At 44.9% G+C, this 21,106-nt stretch carries 25 protein-coding genes and 1 tRNA gene; 11 read left to right on the top strand and 15 right to left on the bottom strand.

Annotated elements, in window-relative coordinates:
* Positions 1 to 201: 201 nt before the first annotated feature.
* Positions 202 to 274: transfer RNA gene (locus tag ACGTN9_RS10525), tRNA-Val, on the bottom strand.
* Positions 275 to 530: 256 nt separating this feature from the next.
* Here ACGTN9_RS10525 and ACGTN9_RS10520 point away from each other — a divergent pair.
* The 4 genes from ACGTN9_RS10520 to ACGTN9_RS10505 all read left to right on the top strand — a co-directional run bounded on the left by ACGTN9_RS10520 (position 531) and on the right by ACGTN9_RS10505 (position 3,090).
* Entirely contained in the window at positions 531 to 1,256 is a 726-nt protein-coding gene (locus ACGTN9_RS10520; protein WP_499592543.1) for an alpha/beta hydrolase, read from the top strand.
* A gap of 119 nt (positions 1,257 to 1,375) precedes the next feature.
* On the top strand, positions 1,376 to 1,888 hold the full coding sequence (locus ACGTN9_RS10515; protein WP_499592542.1) for a YjcG family protein: 513 nt from the start codon (positions 1,376 to 1,378) through the stop codon (positions 1,886 to 1,888).
* A gap of 4 nt (positions 1,889 to 1,892) precedes the next feature.
* A complete protein-coding gene (locus ACGTN9_RS10510) occupies positions 1,893 to 2,318 on the top strand; it encodes a GNAT family N-acetyltransferase (RefSeq protein WP_499592540.1) in 426 nt (141 codons plus the stop codon).
* 97 nt (positions 2,319 to 2,415) lie between these two features.
* Positions 2,416 to 3,090 (top strand): DUF421 domain-containing protein, encoded by a 675-nt coding sequence (locus ACGTN9_RS10505; protein ID WP_499592751.1) that lies wholly within the window; start codon positions 2,416 to 2,418, stop codon positions 3,088 to 3,090.
* On the opposite strand, the gene ACGTN9_RS10500 is transcribed toward ACGTN9_RS10505, so the two are convergent.
* The 5 genes from ACGTN9_RS10500 to ACGTN9_RS10480 all read right to left on the bottom strand — a co-directional run bounded on the left by ACGTN9_RS10500 (position 3,087) and on the right by ACGTN9_RS10480 (position 5,596).
* A complete protein-coding gene (locus ACGTN9_RS10500) occupies positions 3,087 to 3,992 on the bottom strand; it encodes an MBL fold metallo-hydrolase (protein WP_499592538.1) in 906 nt (301 codons plus the stop codon). The genes ACGTN9_RS10505 and ACGTN9_RS10500 overlap by 4 nt on opposite strands.
* A 37-nt stretch (positions 3,993 to 4,029) precedes the next feature.
* Positions 4,030 to 4,302: a hypothetical protein gene (locus ACGTN9_RS10495; protein WP_499592537.1), complete on the bottom strand. Its 273-nt coding sequence runs from the start codon at positions 4,300 to 4,302 to the stop codon at positions 4,030 to 4,032.
* A 75-nt stretch (positions 4,303 to 4,377) separates the two neighbouring features.
* Positions 4,378 to 4,581, bottom strand: a complete 204-nt coding sequence (locus tag ACGTN9_RS10490; protein ID WP_499592535.1) for a hypothetical protein — start codon at positions 4,579 to 4,581, stop codon at positions 4,378 to 4,380.
* A 137-nt stretch (positions 4,582 to 4,718) separates the two neighbouring features.
* Positions 4,719 to 5,060 carry a DUF1360 domain-containing protein gene (locus ACGTN9_RS10485; RefSeq protein ID WP_499592533.1) on the bottom strand — a complete coding sequence of 114 codons (342 nt, stop codon included), beginning with the start codon at positions 5,058 to 5,060 and terminating at the stop codon, positions 4,719 to 4,721.
* 119 nt (positions 5,061 to 5,179) lie between these two features.
* Entirely contained in the window at positions 5,180 to 5,596 is a 417-nt protein-coding gene (locus tag ACGTN9_RS10480) for a hypothetical protein (protein ID WP_499592531.1), read from the bottom strand.
* Between the two features lie 204 nt (positions 5,597 to 5,800).
* Between ACGTN9_RS10480 and ACGTN9_RS10475 the strand changes: the two genes are divergently transcribed.
* A complete protein-coding gene (locus ACGTN9_RS10475) occupies positions 5,801 to 6,256 on the top strand; it encodes a CotY/CotZ family spore coat protein (protein ID WP_499592530.1) in 456 nt (151 codons plus the stop codon).
* Between the two features lie 53 nt (positions 6,257 to 6,309).
* Here the strand turns inward: ACGTN9_RS10475 and ACGTN9_RS10470 are convergent, their stop codons facing one another.
* The 5 genes from ACGTN9_RS10470 to mgtE all read right to left on the bottom strand — a co-directional run bounded on the left by ACGTN9_RS10470 (position 6,310) and on the right by mgtE (position 12,023).
* Positions 6,310 to 6,813 (bottom strand): CotO family spore coat protein, encoded by a 504-nt coding sequence (locus ACGTN9_RS10470; protein WP_499592528.1) that lies wholly within the window; start codon positions 6,811 to 6,813, stop codon positions 6,310 to 6,312.
* Positions 6,814 to 7,043: 230 nt separating this feature from the next.
* On the bottom strand, positions 7,044 to 7,820 hold the full coding sequence (fabI, locus tag ACGTN9_RS10465; RefSeq protein WP_028782081.1) for an enoyl-ACP reductase FabI: 777 nt from the start codon (positions 7,818 to 7,820) through the stop codon (positions 7,044 to 7,046).
* Between the two features lie 410 nt (positions 7,821 to 8,230).
* Positions 8,231 to 8,548 (bottom strand): hypothetical protein, encoded by a 318-nt coding sequence (locus ACGTN9_RS10460; protein WP_499592526.1) that lies wholly within the window; start codon positions 8,546 to 8,548, stop codon positions 8,231 to 8,233.
* Between the two features lie 224 nt (positions 8,549 to 8,772).
* Entirely contained in the window at positions 8,773 to 10,638 is a 1,866-nt protein-coding gene (locus ACGTN9_RS10455; protein ID WP_499592524.1) for a monovalent cation:proton antiporter family protein, read from the bottom strand.
* A gap of 20 nt (positions 10,639 to 10,658) precedes the next feature.
* A complete protein-coding gene (gene mgtE, locus ACGTN9_RS10450; RefSeq protein WP_499592523.1) occupies positions 10,659 to 12,023 on the bottom strand; it encodes a magnesium transporter in 1,365 nt (454 codons plus the stop codon).
* A gap of 902 nt (positions 12,024 to 12,925) precedes the next feature.
* Here mgtE and prpE point away from each other — a divergent pair.
* Positions 12,926 to 13,663 carry a bis(5'-nucleosyl)-tetraphosphatase PrpE gene (gene prpE / locus ACGTN9_RS10445; protein WP_499592521.1) on the top strand — a complete coding sequence of 246 codons (738 nt, stop codon included), beginning with the start codon at positions 12,926 to 12,928 and terminating at the stop codon, positions 13,661 to 13,663.
* Here the strand turns inward: prpE and ACGTN9_RS10440 are convergent.
* The 3 genes from ACGTN9_RS10440 to yjbM are packed head-to-tail and all read right to left on the bottom strand — an operon-like array spanning position 13,660 to position 16,010.
* Positions 13,660 to 14,547, bottom strand: a complete 888-nt coding sequence (locus ACGTN9_RS10440; RefSeq protein ID WP_499592519.1) for an RluA family pseudouridine synthase — start codon at positions 14,545 to 14,547, stop codon at positions 13,660 to 13,662. The genes prpE and ACGTN9_RS10440 overlap by 4 nt on opposite strands.
* Entirely contained in the window at positions 14,544 to 15,347 is an 804-nt protein-coding gene (locus ACGTN9_RS10435) for an NAD kinase (protein ID WP_028782075.1), read from the bottom strand. The genes ACGTN9_RS10440 and ACGTN9_RS10435 overlap by 4 nt, the downstream gene beginning before the upstream one ends.
* 33 nt (positions 15,348 to 15,380) lie before the next feature.
* Positions 15,381 to 16,010, bottom strand: a complete 630-nt coding sequence (gene yjbM / locus ACGTN9_RS10430) for a GTP diphosphokinase (RefSeq protein ID WP_499592517.1) — start codon at positions 16,008 to 16,010, stop codon at positions 15,381 to 15,383.
* Positions 16,011 to 16,160: 150 nt separating this feature from the next.
* Here yjbM and ACGTN9_RS10425 point away from each other — a divergent pair, with 150 nt between their 5' ends.
* From ACGTN9_RS10425 to ACGTN9_RS10410, 4 genes are all read left to right on the top strand, one after another.
* Positions 16,161 to 16,733, top strand: coding sequence for a CYTH domain-containing protein (locus ACGTN9_RS10425; RefSeq protein ID WP_499592515.1), 573 nt, complete (start codon positions 16,161 to 16,163; stop codon positions 16,731 to 16,733).
* Positions 16,734 to 16,799: 66 nt separating this feature from the next.
* Positions 16,800 to 17,201 carry a globin domain-containing protein gene (locus ACGTN9_RS10420; RefSeq protein ID WP_499592513.1) on the top strand — a complete coding sequence of 134 codons (402 nt, stop codon included), beginning with the start codon at positions 16,800 to 16,802 and terminating at the stop codon, positions 17,199 to 17,201.
* Complete coding sequence (locus ACGTN9_RS10415) at positions 17,198 to 18,097, top strand: ClpXP adapter SpxH family protein (protein ID WP_499592511.1); 900 nt, start codon at positions 17,198 to 17,200, stop codon at positions 18,095 to 18,097. Before ACGTN9_RS10420 ends, ACGTN9_RS10415 begins: the two co-directional genes overlap by 4 nt.
* 162 nt (positions 18,098 to 18,259) lie before the next feature.
* On the top strand, positions 18,260 to 19,429 hold the full coding sequence (locus ACGTN9_RS10410; RefSeq protein WP_499592749.1) for an MFS transporter: 1,170 nt from the start codon (positions 18,260 to 18,262) through the stop codon (positions 19,427 to 19,429).
* Between the two features lie 268 nt (positions 19,430 to 19,697).
* On the opposite strand, the gene ACGTN9_RS10405 is transcribed toward ACGTN9_RS10410, so the two are convergent.
* A complete protein-coding gene (locus ACGTN9_RS10405; protein WP_499592509.1) occupies positions 19,698 to 20,459 on the bottom strand; it encodes a cupin domain-containing protein in 762 nt (253 codons plus the stop codon).
* 417 nt (positions 20,460 to 20,876) lie between these two features.
* Between ACGTN9_RS10405 and ACGTN9_RS10400 the strand changes: the two genes are divergently transcribed.
* Positions 20,877 to 21,056 carry a hypothetical protein gene (locus tag ACGTN9_RS10400; RefSeq protein ID WP_499592747.1) on the top strand — a complete coding sequence of 60 codons (180 nt, stop codon included), beginning with the start codon at positions 20,877 to 20,879 and terminating at the stop codon, positions 21,054 to 21,056.
* Positions 21,057 to 21,106 lie beyond the last annotated feature (50 nt).

Raw genomic sequence — 21,106 nt, 5'->3', positions numbered from 1 at the left:
CGACAAGCTTAAGTCAAGCCTCGCCGTGACGTTTTTTGTCACAGAGAGGATTGACTTAAGACCTCGAGGGGGGTAGGCGCTGGAGCTGGATGTAGCCCGCCGCAAAACGTTATCCTCAACCATCAATTTTTATAAATTCCTAGATAATAAAAAAGCCCCTGACCGTTGCAGGATCAACGGCCAGAGGCTTTTAGAACTTAGTGATTCCGATTGGGCTCGAACCAACGACCTCCACCCTGTCAAGGTGGCGCTCTCCCAGCTGAGCTACGGAATCATGGGATAAAGTTGTTTTGAATTGGACAAGTACTAATATAATATGATTTCAGTAATGTGTCAATAACTTATCGACAATTTTTTATCATTTACAGAGAACCTCTGATATGTTGGCGACCGGCACACTTAGGGTTCCAACTGAAAGAGTTTTCAATTACATGACAATCGTCAGAGCTGTCCTACTTTTTTGACAATGATATGATAAAATAGGTGTGTTACATTTATAGATAAGTTGTCGTTTTTTGGAGGTGTTCGCTTTGGGACGTGATGGAACGTTCAAGGATTTTGAAATCAATAGTTCCTATTTAGATGAAACATTGACACTGAAAGTATTTCTGCCGGAGAATTATTCTCCGCTTTATAAGTATCATATCGCGATCATGCAGGATGGTGACGATTATTTTCAAATGGGGCGGGTCGCGACATTAAGCGATAAGCTGCATAAAGACAAACGGATCGCGGATACGATTTTTGTCGGGATCCATTATCAGGATAAATATGACCGCCAGGATAAGTATCATCCGAACGGGGAAAAGCAGGCCGCTTATATCAAGTTTCTTGTTAATGAAGTTGTCCCGCTTCTGGATGAAGAACTGCCGGGTTATCATATGGGCAGCGGCAGAACGTTGATGGGTGATTCGCTCGGTGGAACAGTGGCTTTAATGACGGCACTCAAATATCCGAACACATTCGGGAATGTCATCATGCAGTCCCCTTTCGTGAACGATGAGGTGATGGATAAAGTCCAGAACAGCAAGGACATGTCCTCGCTTGCTATTTATCATACGATCGGAAGCGAAGAGACGGATGTGCCAACGACTGATGGGGACCGCAAAGATTTTGTTACCCCGAACTATGAACTGAGAAAGCTATTGAATAAAAAGCCGCTCACTTACTTTTTCCATGAACTTGACGGTGATCATACATGGAAATATTGGCAGCAGGATATGGAGCGAGCCCTGGTAACAATGTTCCGACCGTAAAGCCTATGTAAGGAAAAGCAATATTTTGGTATAATAATGACAGCCTGAATAACTGACTAATTCACTTTGCATTCAACATGAATAATAACAGTACTATTATTTATAGGAGGGTTTTTCCAATGAAGTATGGTATCGCCATTTTTCCACCAAAAAAAATACAGGATGTCGCAAACTCCTATCGGAAACGTTACGACCCGCATTATGCATTGATTCCACCACACATTACGGTAAAAGAACCATTTGAAGCAGAAGATAATGAAATCAAAGAAATGGTACCTTATTTGAAGGAAATTGCGAAAGAAATGCAGCCATTCGAAATTGAAATCAACAAAGTCAGCTCTTTCACACCAATTACAAATACCATCTATTTGAAGGTAGAGCCTACGGATATCATCATGGGATTGAACGAAAAGCTCTATGCCGAGCATCTCCCTGGTGAGCGGGAACACTCTTATGTTCCGCATATTACGATTGCCCAGAAACTTTCCGATGACGAGTATTCTGATGTTTATGGCACGCTTCGCATGAAAGGGTTCGATTTGAAAGAGACGGTCGACCGCTTCCAGCTGCTTTACCAATTGGATAATGGCTCCTGGACTGTGTACGAAACATTCGTGCTCGGTGAAGGGTGATCCGATGCTGATTGAAACGGTAGAGAACGACCAACAGCTGAAAGATGCCTTCGGTGTCCGCCGCAGGGTCTTCATCGAAGAACAGCAGGTTCCGGAGGACTTAGAGCTCGATGAGCATGATGATTTGGCTGTCCATTTCATCGGCTATGAAAATAACGTGCCGATTGCCGCTGCCCGCCTTCGTTTTGTCGAGGAGAACGGGAAGCTGGAGCGTATTTGTGTGATGAAAGAATTCCGCGGTCGCTCATTCGGCAGGCAGATGATCGAAGCGATGGAAAAACGGATCCAAAAAGAAGGCTTGAAGCAGGCGAAATTGAATGCTCAGACGCATGCGGAAGATTTCTACCGATCCCTCGGTTATGAAACGATTTCCGGTCAGTTCATGGACGCCGGCATTCCTCATGTCACCATGATTAAAACCTTAGACTGATATCCCACCTGGAAGAGAAATATCTTCCAGGTTTTTTGTATAGCTCTTTCTATCTCTGTCTACAATGGTAACAGCAGATAGAAGGATCGTGATGATAATGGACTATTTACGTATTTTATTAGAAGCTTCTTTTGGGTTCGCTGCCCTGTTTGTTTTGGCCAAGGTACTTGGAAAATCTCAGATCACCCAGCTCACCCCGTTTGACTTCATCTCAGCTATTATTCTCGGTGAACTTGTAGGAAACGCACTCTATGATCCCGAGGTCGGGGTATGGCAGATTGCGTTTGCCGTGCTGGTGTGGGGTGTACTGATGTATGTAACAGAAATCTTGACAGAAAAAGTGAAAGCGACACGGGGGTTTCTGGAAGGACAGCCGTCGATTGTCATCCATAAAGGGAAGATCATCCGCGAAGAGTTGAAAAAAAACAAACTTGATATCAACCAGCTCCAGCACTTGCTCCGTTCCAAGGATGTATTTTCACTCCGTGAAGTCGAGTATGCGGTACTTGAAACCGATGGATCGATTTCTGTGTTGAAAAAATCAATGGATCAGACACCGACCCGTGGCGATTTGAACCTCACTCCACAGGCGACACCGCTGCCGATGGCATTCATCAGCGACGGCGAAGTGCTATGGGATAACCTGAAAGAAGCCGGGTTCGATAAACACTGGCTGTATACCCAGCTGCAACAGCAGGAAATCACCGATTACACAAAAGTTTTATATGCCGAATATAAAGAAGGAGAGGATTTGTATGTGTTACCATACTAATCCTCTCCTTTTTCAGTCTGTTTGAACACCCAGCGGTTTCCTTCGATGGCGTAACTAATCGTTTCCTCTTTGACAGCGCCAATCAAATAAGCAGTGACAGCCGTCCTGTACAACAGCCACTGGCCCAGCTGTTTATTTTCCACCCCGAATGAATCACACATCGCAGCGATGAGGTTTTCATGACTGACACCATTTGGATGCTCCCCGATATAATTCTCTAGCCACGTAAGCAGAACGACATGATAATCGATATTTTTCTGTACAGTTGTTTTGAATTCAGTTTCATACATACCATGACCAGGCACAGCACCATCACACGGGATCTCTTTCAGACGCTCCAGACTTTCGATCGTCAAAGCGGCATCCGTAATATACGGGATTTTGTGTTTTTCCAATTGGCCCGCTTCAAAATAGCTGTCTGCCGCATATAACACATCAAATACCTTCACTGCCAGCTGATGATAGCTGTGCCCAGGCAGCAAGTACGTCTCCAAGTCGAATGTTCCGAATGTAAAACTTCCTTCCCATACCTGGTCATCAATCCGGACGGGTGGACCTTCCAGAAACTTATTCCTTAATTCATCGAGCGGGTCATTGCCCCCGAATAAGTAAAGTGGTTCTAGTGACGGATTTTCCAGAATAGCTGTCTCGAATTTGGGAGCAATCGTCCGGACGTCAAAATTGTCCTGAAGATACATCGCTCCCCCATAATGATCGGCATGAGCATGGGTAATGAATAAATGAGTGATAGGCAGCCCGTGCTGCTTCAAACCTTTGATCACTTTTTTGATTGCTGACTTATCGATACCGGCATCGATGATCATGCCGTCATCCCCATTGTGGACATAGCCGATATTGACGGCGCTATGAAAATAGTAGCAGTGACTGTTAATCTGTTTCATTTCCATAAAAAAAGAACGACCCCTTTCAACGAAGCTACTAAATAGTTTCGCTGAAGTGTCGTCCTTTTCCTGTCAGATCGGAATAAACTTTTTCTGAGTAAGCTGCATGGATGTCATCCGGTGCATGCAGTTTCTTCTTTTTATGGAATGCTTTTTTATCAACCTTATCTGTATTTCTCATTTGCAGCTGCCTGTTGTCCAAAGTCACTTTGTGGACATTGGCATATTGGAAAGGTGACTCTTTCTGCTTGACGGTTCGCTCTTGGTAGTCGTCGTACTGATACATCGGTACTGGCAGAATGTAACCCATGAAGCTCCCCTCCTTACAGAATACATACCCTTTATTTAATAGATATATACGTGGAAACGCTCTCTTTTGAGGGGGCTATTCGAAAAATTTTCTTAAACGGTCTGCTTTCGTTTCTGTCCGCTTCTCGAACTCGCCCATTTGCTTTGTTAACAGTTTCTCAAGCGAGACCATCATTTGTTCAAATTCCGCCATCGTTTTTTCCGGCTTTTTCAAGTTGGGTTTTGATGTGATCATATAATCGATTTCATCGATCATCCGTCGCATATGGCGAAAGTTCATGATCTCGCCTTCTTTCCGCATCCGCAACCTTTCCGCTTCCTCGGCCTTGTGCGCTTCACTTGCTTTCGTCTTTCTCTATCCATGATGATCAGTCCTTTTTTCTATAGCTTATTCTGCAAAGTAAAGACAGGTGTAGTTCATCTATCCAGGAAAACGCGGAGAATAGCAGACGCTCCGGCAATTCCAAGCAGCAATATCACCCAGTCAAAATAAGGGATGAATACCCAGCCGGCTAATAGGATGCCGCTCGCCCAAATGCCAGTACACCAATGGCAGCTGAGTAATTCGCCGATAAATGCCTGGATACCAGTTCCTTTCACTTCAATAAATGTTTCCACGTTCCCCTCTTGATCGATCTCTTCTATATAATGATGAAAAGGCGCGCGAAGCCAGTCCGTGATTGTATCGTCTACAAGCAGCCGGGTCAATCGAAAACAAGCAAGTGTCAACAGAACGAGTTCCATCCATGTAATCCCCAATCAGCCAGCCTCCTCCATGATGATGATTTATGTAGCCCCATCCTATGGTATTGGATGGGAGGTTTTTTTAGAACCAGGATGAGCCACCGCAGTGACCTCTGTCTCCACGGCTGTCATCATCAGTGACGATGGGAGCTGCTCTCCATATCATCGTGTCGGCGTCTGCGCCCGAAGAATGGATCTACCCGATCATCATCCCGGCGACGGGAGCTGCTTTCCATGTCATCGTGACGGCGTCTGCGGCCGAAGAATGGATCCACCCGATCATCATCCCGGCGACGGGAGCTGCTTTCCATGTCATCGTGTCGGCGTCTGCGCCCGAAGAATGGGTCCACCCGGTCATCGTCCCGGCGACGGGAGCTGCTTTCCATATCATCGTGACGGCGTCTGCGGCCAAAGAATGGATCTACCCGGTCATCGTCCCGGCGATTATCGCGTCCACGACGGCCATGGTGGTGGCGGTCGTCATCTGACTTGATAATGACTTTATCAGCCTGGATGACTACTTCATCAGCTCTGATATAGTTTTTATTCATGCAGTTATCACACATGCCCTTTCTCTCCTTTTACTTCTATTGTTCGTTATTAGTCTATGAATGCGTGACGAATGTGTATGGGCTTCCCGCCCTGATATTTCTTAGGTGATTCACTAAAATCACGACGAATGCCCACACCATAAGGGCGAGTGTTCATATTCTATTAAAGACAATACGTCAATACCAGACGAAAGGGGAATTATAATGGGCTGTGGAAAAAAACATGACACAGGCAACTGCGTTTGTGACATTCTAAGAGAGATCCTCGACGCTCAAGAAGACGTCGTATCAATGGAATGTGAAACCGGCTGTGAACAATCCATTAATGAATTACTGGGAGAAATGGCTCCGACAGGAAAAGATACGGTTCCGATACTGCTATACTGCAAAGGAAACTGTAAGCCATTCAAAGGCTTCGGAGCTCCAAGAAATGACATCGGTGACGTAATGGGAAGCTTCTACTTCCGTGTCAAAGATGTTGATAAAGATTGCTGCGCAACGCTTGAACTTTTGCGTGACCCAGGCGACAACGATGACAATCCTAAAGATCCAGTCGATCAAAAAACAGGTAACCTTCGCACAACAGGCATCTGCATCAGTGTCGATCTAGACTGCTTCTGCCACGTCACTTGTCTTCCAGCAATCGATGCATTCTCGTAACACCTAAAAAAAGTCGCGTCCAACATGGGCGCGACTTTTTCTGTTTGTACGGTTTAAAAACCGATCAAGTTAATTTCTTTAATTTCTTCAAAATTGATTTCTTTCCGGAACGGGCGCTGGAATGTTTTCATATAGACGATACCATCTTGATAATCGTTGATATATCCACGCAGTTTTTCCTCTTCCGTGTCCACTTCACACTTCATTTTTGGAATCTGGGACGGAAGATTTACAAAATACGTAACCTTTTCTTCTAAAGTCATATCACGGAATCGCTGTCTACGGTCTCTGGCAGATCCTGCCTGGGACTGTTTTTTGGTTTTCTGTTCGGCCTCCGGCTGTTGATGTTCAACCCTCTGCTTCTTGCGGGCAGGTTTTTCTTCCACTTGTTCACGGGACTGCTTCCCCTCGGGTTCTGGTGCGGTTTTTCCTTTTTCTTGTTCCTTGGCTGTTTTTTTACCATGATAAGTCGTCTGCATCGAAGCCTTGCTGGGGGCGAAATCCGGCTGTGCAATATAAAGCATCGGGCGTTGTTCAAGCTTACTCTGCTTGCCCATAGATGTGCTCCCTCCTTAGCCTGTTCTCCGTCTTTTCATATATATGCCCAGATTTAAGGAAATGTGCTATCGAATTAAATTTCAATATCTATTTTATTTGATTTTTTATAAAAGTTGCTCGAAACCTTTTCGTTCCCAAATTAAAAATTATTACACAGAATACAGCTGCCCCTTATCAATAAAAAAAGCTTGAGGCGCGCACACCTCAAGCTCTCTGAACAGTTATTTTTTTAGAATCCGATGATGTTGAAACCGGAATCGACGTGGATGATTTCCCCAGTCACCCCGCGGGATAGATCACTCAATAGGTAGTAAGCTGTATCGCCGACTTCTTCCTGGGAAACAGGACGGCGGAGCGGCGCGCGCTCTTCGATTTCTTTCAGGATCGTATTGAAGCTGCCGACACCTTTTGCAGATACCGTACGGATTGGACCAGCGGAAATGGCATTGACACGGATACCGTGCTTCCCAAGGTCATTAGCCAGGTAGCGCATGCTCGCATCCAGGCTAGCCTTTGCAACACCCATGACATTGTAATTATTAACGACTTTTTCGCCGCCTAAATATGTCATGGTTACGATACCTCCGCCTTCGGTCATAAGCGGGTAAGCTTCTTTCGCTACGGCAGTCAACGAATACGCGCTGATATCGTGCGCCAGTTTGAAACCATCACGTGTGACATTCATGTACTCACCGTTCAGCTCGTCCCGGTTGGCAAACGCGATGCAGTGCGCCAGACCATGGATTGTGCCAACATCATTTTTGATGTCCGCAAATGTCTTTTTGATCGCTTCATCATCAGTTACGTCACATTCATAGAATAAAGCATCCTGCCCTTCCAGCGATTCACCAAGATCTCTGACCGGCTTTTCAAAGCGTTCATTCGCATAGGTAAAAATTAGACGTGCCCCTGCTTCATGAAGGGAGCGGGCAATTCCCCACGCAATGCTTCGTTTGTTCGCTACGCCCATGACGACGTATGTACGGCCTTCTAAAGAAAAATTCATACCATTAACCTCCTTGAGGTGATTTTTTATAAGTATTATGGTTTGTTATTAGTACCTGCTACTATTTTAGCGGAAACCATTTATAAATACAAATAATGACGTGAGTTTAGCTGAAGAAATATATTAGTTACTTATCAGGCTACACCAAGAAAAAGTCTCGGAACTGATTATTCAAGTTAAGGGAGCTTATCTGTAAATGAAATACTAAAATTAAACAAAGCCTATTAGTTACGATTGTTTACGTTTATATCTTCTAGTATTCTTATGATTTCTTCATTTTGTCGTACGGTTTTCCTTAGATGTGACTCGATCGAAAACCCAGAAACCATTAGTACAATCAGTAGTAAAATCTCCATAGCCACATTTCCTTTCTCTTATGTTACACCTGGACTTCTCTCCGGAAAGTTTAATCATTTTTCTTTCATCTTATAAGTATTTTTATGTACCAGTGTATCGTCTTCCCAAATATACCAGCCCCTGATTTTCGCATCATCCCGTTCATTGTAATAATCGACAAGCACATAGTTCTTAAAGAAATCCCCCTGCTGCATTCTTTCGATAAAGTCAATGCTGAAATCCTTATGGCCAACTCTTTCCTCGATATCCTCATAGACAGATGCTTCCAATGCTTTATCTTCGAAATAAAAAATCACTAAGGTACTGATGACGATTCCAAGTATTACCGCCCACATCACTCTATCGATTTTTACCGGTTTCCCCTTAGCCATATACTCCCCCTCCCACAATTGCATGAAAATGGTTGTTTTACAGAAGTCACCCACTATTTGGTAAATTATGATAATAACAGCTTAGCATAACAGTATCTTGCCGTGAATAGCTGACAAGCTAAATCATGCCACTTTTGCAGCTGAACAAAAAATCCACCTGGAACATTTGCCCAGGTGGATTATCTTACGCGCTACGCTTTACTATTTTAACTGCCTCAAATAGTTTAACACCATTCACAATATTCAAGCTGCATCTTCAGTTCCTCCACATACTCCGGCGAGCCGGTTACGATCAAGTGATCGAACATCCGCAGTTCCGTATCCCCGTGCGGCACAATCGAATCCTCACCCCGGAAAATACGAACCATGATGACGTCGCCGGTGAATGGAAATTCACGCAAGCGTATCCGATCATACAAGGGATTGTTCATGTTGATCTGGAACAATGCACTGTCTTGATCCGTCAGTATTTCTACCACGTCCGGCGCTACGATCATCGCTTTCAGCAGCGCTTTGGTGGATAGCATGACGGAGAAGACTTCGACTCCAATATTTTTAAGCTCCTGATCGAGCTCTGGAGATTCGGCACGGGCGATAACCCGTTCCACGCCGTTATTTTTGGCGAACTTGGCGATTTCAGCGTTTTTCACCTGATCGCCGGTGGATGCCACGAGAATGTCGACATCGAAGACGCCTAATTCTTTCATACTCTCCAGATCGTAATCCGTAAGCTCCTGGATATCGAAGCAGGAGCGGCTGATATTTTCATCCACTTTATCAACCTTGGTGTGATACAGGTGAGTTTCATATAAATTTTCATCCAGTTCACGAACGACTGGTAACGTCTGGCGGTTGGAGCCAATGAAAGAAACCGTTTGTCTATGATTTTCTTCCTCAAAACGTCCGTAAATTTTCTTAAACGCGATCGGTGTAATCAGACAAGTCAGAACGGCAACCAAAATCAGCGCCCCTTCCATCTGCTTGTCGATCATGCCTTCCCGCTCTCCGATGGTTGCGGCCGCAATGACCAGCGATAAGGTGGAAGTCAGCAAAAAGCCGGATCCGACCACGGTTTTCCAGTCATACCATTTACGCAAAATCAAAGCTGGAACCATCTTGGATAGGAACAAGGCAATCAATAATAAAGGAATTAACAGAACCACTTGCCGATTGCTGAACAACTCCCATATATCGATTTCAACCCCGACCATAACGAAGAAAATCGGAATCAGGAACCCATAACCGAAGCTATCCATCCGTTTCACGAGCTCAGGGTTAGGAGATAAAAGGGAAACAAGTGTCCCCGCAAGGAAAGCGCCGAGAATGTTTTCTGCGCCGACCGTTTCTGAAATAGCCACGAGCAGAATGATCAATGTAAAAACCGCCCGGGTGTCGATTTGGATCGTCCCTTTGGTCATCGTTTCCATGAAGGATTGATGACGATAATATTTTCCGACGAAGTAAAGCAGGACACCAACTCCAAAGAGAACGAGCAACAGCCACATGTTCCCTTCGCCTTCTCCATAAATAGAAACGAATACAGCAAGTAAAATCATCGTCGCCAAATCCGCAATGACCGCAATCATCAGAATCGTCTGACCGATCGTCGATTTCATCATTTGGGCATCTTTCAAAGTTGGCACCACTACCCCAAGGGAAATGGTAGAAATGATCAATGTCATCAGGAACAGGTTTTCAATAAACCCGAATAAAACGAATAGATAAGACAAACCAAGGGAAAGGACGAAGATAGCTGCAAATACCATCAACGAAATCCAAAGCGGATTCGGTGGCTCGACGCCTTTATTTTCCGGTTGCTTGGCTTTCTTCTTCTTACCGAAAATCGAAAAATCGATTTCCAGACCACTAAGGAACATAAGAAAAATGAACCCTAGCGTCGAGAGGATTTCTATCCAGCTTCCTGATTCATTAACGATATCGAAGCCGCTTTTCCCGATGATCAGACCGACGATGATTTCGGCCACAACCACGGGAATGGCTCTCAACTTGAATCGATGCATAAGAATCGGTGTAAGGAATGCTGCTAAAATTACAATAACTAATGAGGTGACGGAAGCGCCATGCTCCATTCAATCGTCCCCCTTTCTATTTATGTCAATAAGTTCATAAATGCTGTCGCCATCCCGAAATAAATAAGAATCGAGATGATATCATTAATGGTAGTGATAAAAGGACCGGATGCAACAGCCGGATCGATATTAAGACGATCCATTACTAAAGGAACGAGTGAGCCCGCCAATGTAGCTACGACCAGGGTGGCGAAAATCGATAGTCCCACCAGCATCCCGAGGTAAATGTCATGCTGCCAGAAAAAGATGATAATGGTAATCAAAATTCCACAGGAAGCACCGGTAATTAATCCGGTCGTTGCTTCTCTCAGGATAATCTTTCTTTTTCCTTGTTTATCGACTTCCCCTGTCGCCATCCCGCGGACAGCAACAGCAAGTGCCTGTGTTCCGGTATTACCTGCCATCCCGGCAATCAGCGGGATGAATATCGCCAAAATCGGTACGACATCAAGCGTATCCTCGAACCTTCCGATCAAGCTGGCCGTCAAACTGCCTAAAAACAAGAGGATGATCAGCCATGGGAGCCGCTTTTTAGCTGAAGCGAATGCATGGTCATCAGGACTGTCGACATCACTGATACCAGCGAGTTTGGAATAATCCTCACTTGCTTCCTCTTCCATGACATCCAGGACGTCATCGACAGTGATAATTCCAAGGAGATGGTTTTGAAAATCAATGACAGGAAGTGCAAGGAAATCATAGTCACGGAACATGCGTGCGATTTCTTCCTGGTCTTCCCCAACGGCTACAGACACAAGCCGCTCGTTCATCACTTCTGATATCAGCCATTCATCTTCCGCGATGATCAAGTCTCTTAAAGATATGACGCCGACTAAGTGTTTATCTTCATCTATGACGTAGGTGTAATAGATGGTTTCGGCATCCGGTGCTTCCCGGCGGAGATGCAGCATCGCTTCTCTGACGGTCTGGTTCGCTTTGACGACAACGAACTCCGTCGTCATGATACTCCCTGCTGTCTTCTCCTCATAATGCAGCAAGTCTTTGATTTCATCAGAATCGTTATCATCCATAATCGTCAAAAAGCTTGCCACTTTGTTTTTATCTAAAGTATTGAGGATATCGACCGCGTCATCCGTCGACATATCCGCTAGGACCTGAGATGCAAGTCGCGGATCCATCTCGGAGAAAAACGGCTCGACATTTTCATAGTCGATGTGCTCCATCACTTCTGAAATTTCCTCAGGGGATAAATACATATAAACTTTTATGCGAATTTCAGATTCCATATCCGCGAAAATACTAGCTTGATCATATGGATGCATTTCCAGGAATTCGGCACGGAACGTATCAATCTGGTCGTTCAGCAAAGCCTCTTTTACTTTTTCCCACATTCTTTCCCGTTCATCTGTTTCCAAATGTTCCATCAGAAATCCCTCCCCATGTTCAAGCCAGATTCATTTTGACCGTTATATCGTAATGGCATCAACAAGCTTTGTCAATAAAATAATTCTTTAAAAATACATGATAGTAGTTTATCAAATAAATGTGCAAAAATGGAACCGATAAGACCAGGGATGCCATCAAATACTGCCACTTTTACGGGCTTACTTTCTATTGTGACCTATCGTGCAATTCTTATTGAAATTTCACTTCTTACGATTCTAATGAAGCCGGAATGGGAATAATAACAGAAGCAACTTTTACATAAGGCTTTGTTATAACCTTGTTGATTTTGCATAACAGGCCCATTCAACAATAAGGCAGTAAAGTCGAAGACTTGATTTCGACATGTTTGAAGGAGTTTAGGTCGTTGGGGAAGGATTCGCTTTCCTGCGGGGGACCTGGCGAGCTTCCTCGGGCTATCGCCCTGTGGGATCTCGCCTAGACCCTTTTCCCACAGGAGTCTCACCGTTTCCCCGCCACCCTATCCGTTTTTTGTTGAACGAAACCTACGTTGTAAGAAGATATCTTCCACATTCGCTGCATGACAAGGCCCACTGACTCAGGAAACAAGCCTTTTTTGCAGCTGTTACTGCGTTTGAATGATTCTGCCTAACGATGTTTCCGTTTTCCCTACGAACGCAAGGAGGTCCGGGAAATTGCGAGACTCCTATGGGATTAAAGTACATGGTGAGATCCCGCAGGGCTTTAGCCCGAGGAAGCTCACCGTACGCCCATGGAAAGCGAGTGATTTCCCGGACCTCCAGAAATTCTAAAACGTTACGGAAACAGTTTCTCTCGAAACTGAGTCTTCGAGTAAAGGGAGCTTATCTGTAAAATCAGCAGAGAGATTTAACAAAGCCTTACATAAGGAAGGAGGATTTCTATGAAAGTAGATATCATCGGGGACGTACATGGCTGTCTCGACGAAATGAAAGCTTTATTCCGCAAACTGGGCTACGAGGAGGAGGACGGTGTCCCTGTCCATCCAGAAGGCAGAATACCTGTTTTTCTCGGCGACATTACCGACCGGGGACCTGATTCGATCGGCTGCATCCGTTACGTGTATAAAATAGTAGTAGAAAAAAATAAAGGCAGGTATGTCCCGGGAAACCATTGTAATAAGCTGTACCGCTTTTTTCTGGGAAACAAGGTACAAGAAAAACACGGTCTCGAGACAACGACCGCAGAATATCGCGCCCTTTCCCCAAAAGAACAAAAGGAAATACGCCATCACTTCATGAAATTATACGAAGAAGCACCGTTATACTTGGAGCTTCGTGAAGCCAATGCTGTCGTGGCTCATGCCGGCATCAAAGAAAGCTTTATCGGACAGCAAGGGAAAAAGGTTCGTACATTCGTGCTCTATGGAGATATTACCGGAGAGAAACATGAAGATGGAAGGCCGGTGCGCCGTGACTGGGCGCAGGCCTATGAAGGGAGCCGCTGGATCGTCTACGGCCATACACCGGTACGAGAGCCGCGGTTCGTTAATAATACGGTAAACATTGATACCGGATGTGTATTCGGAAACAAATTGACCGCTTTCCGGCTGCCCGAAGAGGAAATTGTCAGCGTTCCTTCTGAACAGCCATTCGTAGAAGAAAAATTTCGACTGGATTAAGCTTTATCCATAGCGGAAACCATATCCCGGGGAAGCTCTTTCTGGCAGACGACTGTTTCCCCGGTCAATGGATGAGTAAAGGCAAGCCTGTGGCAATGCAGTGCTTGCCTTTTCATTAGGTTCAGGGAGCCTCCATAAAGGTCATCGCCGGCAAGGGGATGTCCAAGGTAGCTCATATGAACACGGATCTGGTGGGTCCGCCCTGTGACCAGCTCCACTTCTACCAGCGAATGCTGTTTTAAAAATTCAAGAACCTGATATCGGGTGGTGGCAGGCTGGCCATCTTTACGTACTTCTCGTTCAATGATAGAGCCGTCTTTTCTTCCGATTGGAGCTTCAATGGTTCCCTTCGACTGATCGAGCTTTCCTTCCACCAGAGCCAGATAAGTCTTTTCTATAGGTCCGTCATGTCGAGCCGAGAGCAGGGAGTGACTGTAGGCATGCTTCGCAATCAGCACCAGCCCTGAGGTATCCCTGTCGAGACGGGTGACGACATGGATCGTACTCGGAATCCCGGTCTGCTGGTAATAAGCGATGATGCCATTCGCGAGCGTGACGTCATGGTTCATAGAAGGCATGACTGCAAGCCCTGCCGGTTTATCGACAACCAGGACATCCTCGTCCTCATAAACGATAGCCAGCTCCATCTCGACCGCTTCCAGCCGCTCCGCTGGTTCCGCAGGGGGCAGAGTCACTTCCAGTTCGTCTCCTGTCTCAAGTTTTTTCCGTACCGTAACAGCTGCACCATTTACCTTTAACCCTTGACCCTGTTTGATCTGTTTCAGTAATTGACGAGAAAATGCCCGCACAGAAATCAAATATTCCCGTACGAGCATCCCCTCATGCTGCTTTGCTATTTTCCACGTCCAGCTCCACTGCTTCATTCTTTATCGTCCGCCACGAATGAATCTCTGACCCGTTTCCAAAATGGGAACGGCCGGAACCTGGCAAACCGGACTTTTTCTCTTGCCACTCGGCACTGGATCGATTTTACTTCTTTATACGTATGGGTGTAGTGATCGACCGTGATCATGAAGCTCTTGTCTGAGGTCGGCTTCAGCAGGCAAGTATGGTGGCTTGGCAAAATCAACGGTGAACCGATAGTACGGAAAACGCGGTTATTGATCGAAGCCATTTCCGCAATCTGGATTGATTCCAGCGACGGATGGATGATAGCTCCGCCTAGCGCTTTGTTATAGGCGGTACTGCCTGATGGCGTCGAAATACATAACCCGTCGCCGCGGAACGTTTCAAAATGCTCCCCTTTGATATCAACATCGAGCACCACAGAGCCTTCCGAGGTCTTGATGGTACATTCATTGAGCGCTAAATATTGCCCTTCTTCCCCACCGTTTTTCAAGCGGATGATCAGCTCGAGTAACGGATATTCGACCACCTGGAAAGGCGTGCGCGCGACATCGATGATCAGCTTTTCCACTTCATCGGGAGTCCAGTCGGCATAGAACCCCAAGTGTCCGGTATGTATTCCCATGAAGGCTGTCTTGTCCAATCGATGGTTGTAGTTATGAAAAGCTTCCAAAAACGTCCCGTCACCGCCAACGGATATCACAATCTCCGGCTCTTCATCACAATACTCCATATCAAACTCCGATAAATAATTTTTAATTTTAGAACGGATTTCATTCGAATTTTTATCGCCTCTCGATAAAACGGAAAATTTCATACGCTATGCCTGCTCCTTTCCAGCTGCTGGTCACTATTCTGGTTGATTCCCTTGTTCTTTACGGTTAAACGCTTTCTTCGCGTCCTGGATTTCATTTTTTATTTTGGACATTTCCTCATCCAGCCGGAAGGCAGCCTCTGCAGCTCGCTTCAAGCGTGCCTTGACCTCCCCCGGGATCTGGCCGGAATATTTATAATTCAACGAGTGCTCGTTGGTCGCCCAAAAGTTCATCGCGAGTGTACGAATCTGGATTTCTGCGAGCACTTTTTTCTCGCCATGAATCGTTTCTACCGGGTAGCTGATAATAAGGTGATAAGAGCGGTAGCCGCTATCCTTCTTCTCAGAAACATAATCTTTTTCTTCGATGATTTCGAAATCGTGGCGGTTGTGAAGCATGTTGGCAATGACATAAATATCATCGACGAATTGGCAGACGACTCGCACCCCTGCGATATCCTGGAGTTCCTTCTCAACATCGGCCGGTGTGATACCTCGCCGCTTCATCTTTTCAATAATGCTTGTTCTTGGCTTGACACGACCGGTGACAAACTCAATCGGTGAATGCTCCAATTCATATTCAAACTGGGCACGCATCCCTTTCAGTTTCACTTTCAATTCATCCACCACTTGGGTATAGGGTGCCAAAAACACTTCCCAATCCATCTTGTCCTCCCCACCTTTAACCATACATCTATGTAGTAAATATGTGATATTAAGTACCCATTCATTGTATCATAAATTATGACAGGAGATAATCTTTGCAATCAACAGGCTCCCCCCCTCATAATGATTGCAGAGCGCTGGAGGGATAATATGAACCAGGAAATCGAAATCGAATTTAAAAATATGCTGACAAAAGCTGAATACAACCGTCTCAAGACAGCTTTACCCTTTGAAAAAGCAGAGATTAAAGAGCAGATCAACCACTACTTTGAGACAGAGAATTTTGACTTAAAAGATAATGGTGCCGCACTGAGAATCAGGGAGAAAAACGGCAGCTATACGTTGACCTTGAAGCAGCCGCACCCCGACGGTCTGCTTGAGACCCATGCCAAACTGACAATGGACGAATTTCAAAGCTGGATTAATGGCAGCCCGGTAGAAAAAGAAAATATCATCCAACAGCTTGAGCAGATGGGTGTCGACTATCACGCATTGAGATATTGGGGGAAATTAAAAACGAACCGCCAGGAAATCGACTACCTGGACACCCTCCTGGTCATAGATCATAGTCTTTATCATGATAAGGAAGATTATGAATTGGAACTGGAAGCGACAAACAGGGCGCATGGGGAAAAGATTTTCCACCAGTTATTGACCGATCATGAAATTCCTGAGCGCGATACCGATAATAAGATCAAGCGCTTTTTTCAGGCACGAGCGTGAGTCACATTATTTGAAGGCCATGCCTGGCGTTGCTACAATGAATAACAAGCAGAAAGGGTTCTGATCATGAGTGTACCAGGAACAATTTACGAAGCTATAGGCGGACAGCAAGCGGTATTCAAGCTTGTCGATGCCTTCTATGCAAGAGTTGGCAGCCATCCGGATCTGATACCGATTTTTCCGGATGACCTGACAGAAACCGCCCGGAAACAAAAGCAGTTTTTAACGCAATTTTTCGGTGGACCAGCTTTATATACCGAAGAACATGGACATCCGATGCTGCGCGCCCGGCACCTTCCTTTTCCGATTACACCAACGAGAAGGGATGCCTGGCTGGATTGCATGGCCGCAGCACTCGAAGAAGCGAATATTGAAGAACCATATCGCACGGCGATTTTCGAACGTCTGACCATGACAGCCAATCATATGATGAATACACCAGAGGATGAGAAAGGAGAATCGATGTGAGTTGGAAAGCTACTGGAGCATCCCAGGAACAATCAAGTGCCCAGTTCGGTTTTTTCGATCTTTTGAAACGGCCATTGGAGCTCTACCTATTCGTAGACCCCCTATGCCCGGAGTGTTGGTCCATTGAGCCGATCATCAAAAAGCTCACCATCGAATATGGACGCTTTTTTACTATAAAACCGATCATCAGCGGGAAGATGACTTCCCTTCATAAAAAAAGCGTAGAGAAGCCTTATCATTTGAAAAAAGAATGGGATAAAACAGCCAACCGCACTGGCATGTGCTGTGACGGCGACATTTGGCTCGAGAACCCTGTTTCTTCTCCGCTCATCACATCGCTTGCTATCAAAGCAGCGGAACTACAAGGAAAAAAATCGGGTATGCGGTTCTTGCGTAAAGTACAAGAGTATGTCTTTTTGGATAAGAAAAACATTTCCGATGAAGAAGTATTGGTAGAATGTGCGGAAAAAAGCAATCTTGATGTCGACGAGTTCCGGAAAGACCTTTATTCCGATACTGCACGACGCGCACTGCAATGCGATTTTAAGCTGACAAGGGAAATGGACGTCGAATCGATTCCTGCCCTCGTGTTGTTCAGCCAATCCGAAGAGGATGCAGGATTGAAAATTTCCGGTTCTTATCCTTATGACATTTACGTGAATGTACTGAAAGAGATGCTCCAGAAAGACCCGAAGCCCGCTAGGAAGCCCACTCTGGAAGCGTTCATGCAGCATTATAAATTCGTAGCAACCAAAGAAATCGCCGTCGTTTATGACTGGACCGAACAGCAGGCAAAGCGGGAAATGAAAAAGCTCGTTTTGAAACAAGTCGTCAAAGAAGTACCAGTCAAACATGGGGTGTTCTGGAAATACCAGCCCACTGAGCAACAATCCTAAAAAGCGGCTGTCTCAAAAGGGTCTGACTTACGTGCAGACTTTCATTTTGAGACAGTCGCTTTTTTCTATACTTAACATAGGAGAAAGCATTTATTTTCCAATCAGCTAGTGTTATGATATTTTCCGTAGTCTTATTTGTTTTGTAAAGGAGTGAACATTACTCTGGATATAAAAAAAGCATTACCTATATTATTTGCAATCATGTTTCTAGTGATGGTCGGTTTTGGAATCATCATTCCGGTACTTCCCTTTTACGCAGAAGAAATCGGGGCGACACCGACAGAACTAGGCTTGTTGATGGCTGTCTACTCGTTGATGCAGCTGCTGTTCGCACCCATGTGGGGAAGGTTATCTGACCGGATCGGGCGGAAGCCGGTGATCGCGACGGGCATTGCCGGGCTTGCTATTTCTTTCTTTCTAATGGCGTTGTCTACACAGCTATGGATGTTATTCGCCGCCAGAATTATCGGCGGATTCTTATCTTCAGCTAACATGCCTACCATCATGGCCTATGTCGCTGATATCACAACAGATGAGGATCGCGGGAAAGGCATGGGTATCATAGGAGCGGCTATTGGTCTTGGATTTGTATTCGGACCTGCGATTGGCGGCGTCTTTTCAAAAACAAGCCTGGAAATGCCGTTTTACATAGCTGGATTTTCCTCGCTGCTGACCTTTTTACTAGTTGTGTTCGTTTTGAAAGAATCACTGACCGAGGAAGCAAAAGGCCAGCACACAGGCAAAAGGGCCCCTTTGCGTCAGGCTTTAAACGGCCCAAGCTCGATGTTGTTCTTCCTGCAATTGTTTGTTTCACTGTCGCTTTCCGGACTGGAAGCGACATTCGCATACTTCGCTGCAGAAAAAGCCGGGCTTGGCACAGTAAAGCTGGGCTACATCTTCATGATCATGGGCTTTGCCGGAGCAATTGTACAAGGAGGATTGGTCGGAAGGCTGACGAAAAGGTTTGGTGAACCCTTCGTCATTCAACTCGGAATCGTCGTATCCGTCGTCGGCTTTGCATTAATCCTATTTGTCCGGGATTTTGTAACTGCTGCGATCTTCCTGTCTATTTTCGGAATCGGTAATGGAGTCATACGTCCAAGTGTGTCAGCTTTACTGACAAAGAAAACGAAGTCAGGATATGGTAGCGCCACCGGGCTGTTAGCCTCGTTTGATTCGCTGGGAAGGATTGTTGGTCCTCCACTTGGAGGGTGGCTGTTTTCTATCGCGATTGGCTTACCGTATATTTCCGGGATTATTCTATCGGTGATCGCCTTCACCTTATTCCAGGTGTATTCCAAACGATCCAAACAACTTTCCTCTGTTGCGTGATTCAGAAATGCCCAAAGCCTAAGAGGACAATTGGAGCATGAATAGTTATGATTCGATGCTCATTTTTCCGTGTTATCTCAAGAAAAGCACCAAACCTAAAAACGGTCGATGGTGGATTAGCCAATACCGAATAAACCATTAAATGATAGGCAAACTCTATTACTTAAGAGTTTGCCTTAGTTATTCGGTTTTACTGATATCCTGGCGGAAACAAGTATAAGTTTTAGGGATAACAACTAACCACGTAAAAGCCTCTAATTTTCTATGTCTACATTTTCTTGCTTTCCTGAAGAAGTTTGGATTTTCCCGTTCGTTCCCATTCTTCTACTGTTTCATATGCTCTTTCAGGAGAATACCCTTTCCCTACGAGAACCCCCATGAGAATAAACTCTTGCAGAATGTGGGTGGCATTTATTCCTTTTTCCACGTCTTCTAATCCTTTTTTCACCAAAAAATCCGTGTACTGTACCCATTCATCTGGAGTTCTTCCAGAAACAACTGTCTTTCTACCGCCGTACTCATGTCCTGCTTCCGCTGCCATTGCCTCCCCTTTTGTTCCATGGACAGTCCCGAATGGATGATTGGGAGGAGCATAGATCGAGTAAAGTTTTAATGGAATATCACCTGTATTGGTTAGATTATGCCATGTTCCAGCAGGAATCAAAATTGCAGAATTCTCCCTTACATTTCTTTGAAAGTTTAAATTATCTTTACTCTTTCCCATTCGGACAGTCCCCTGGCCTTGTTCAATACGTAAGAACTGATCTACATCAGGATGTATTTCCAAACCGATGTCTTCACCAGGATTAAGGCTCATTAACGTAACCTGGAAATGACTTCCCGTCCATAAAGCCGTACGAAATGTATCATTTTGCTTCGATGCTTCTTTAATATCCACGACAAATGGTCTTGGCCCATAATCAGCTAAGGTAATTCTTCCATTGCGATTAGAAGAGCGATTAAATTTATTAACAAGCTCGTTATCGTGAGGATAAGGCCAGTAATGTCTTCCATTGTTATACACTGGCATATTTACATAATAAGGAAAATGATATAGGCACGGATAATAAGGAGCATAGGACATTTTTCATCAATCCTTTACACAATTTTATAAACATCCTATGCACCTGTTAAGATAGTGTACGTATTTATAAAGTTCCTTTTCTCCTATTATTACCTGACTACTAAAGAGAAGATTAACCGATTTTTCCGCAAAAAAATAACCAGCATGGGAGCTGGTTATAGGTCCTTTATAAATAAAGGAGGATGGGAGAAAGCGGTCCCTATCAAACTGTTGGGGGGTTAATGGGATTTCTTTCACATCTATAATATAGCAAGCAGAAACCGCTGACGCAATACACTTGTTCAATATTTCACGAGTTTGTCACAAGTGTTCTATCTCTTCTTTACAAGCATAAATTTTTAGTAAGGAGGGTTGGACATGAAAATAGCTGCAGCCATTATTTTCACCGTCCTGGTGTTGGTTGCCTTTTTAATGAATCTATTCGGATTGATGCGTCTCTATCCCTTGTATATCACCTCACCTTTATTATTCCTGGTGATCTTCTTTGCGATTAAAAGCCTGTTTCATCGAAGAAAATTCAAAGGTTTCAAAAGCTATCATTGAATAAGGCTGGTGATAACTATAATCACCAGCCTTTAAACATATAGCTAAAT

The sequence above is a fragment of the Halobacillus sp. B23F22_5 genome, assembly GCF_043497085.1.
GTDB lineage: Bacteria > Bacillota > Bacilli > Bacillales > Halobacillaceae > Thalassobacillus.
Note: the sequence above shows the minus strand (reverse complement) of the source record. Positions and strands in the feature narration are given on the sequence as shown.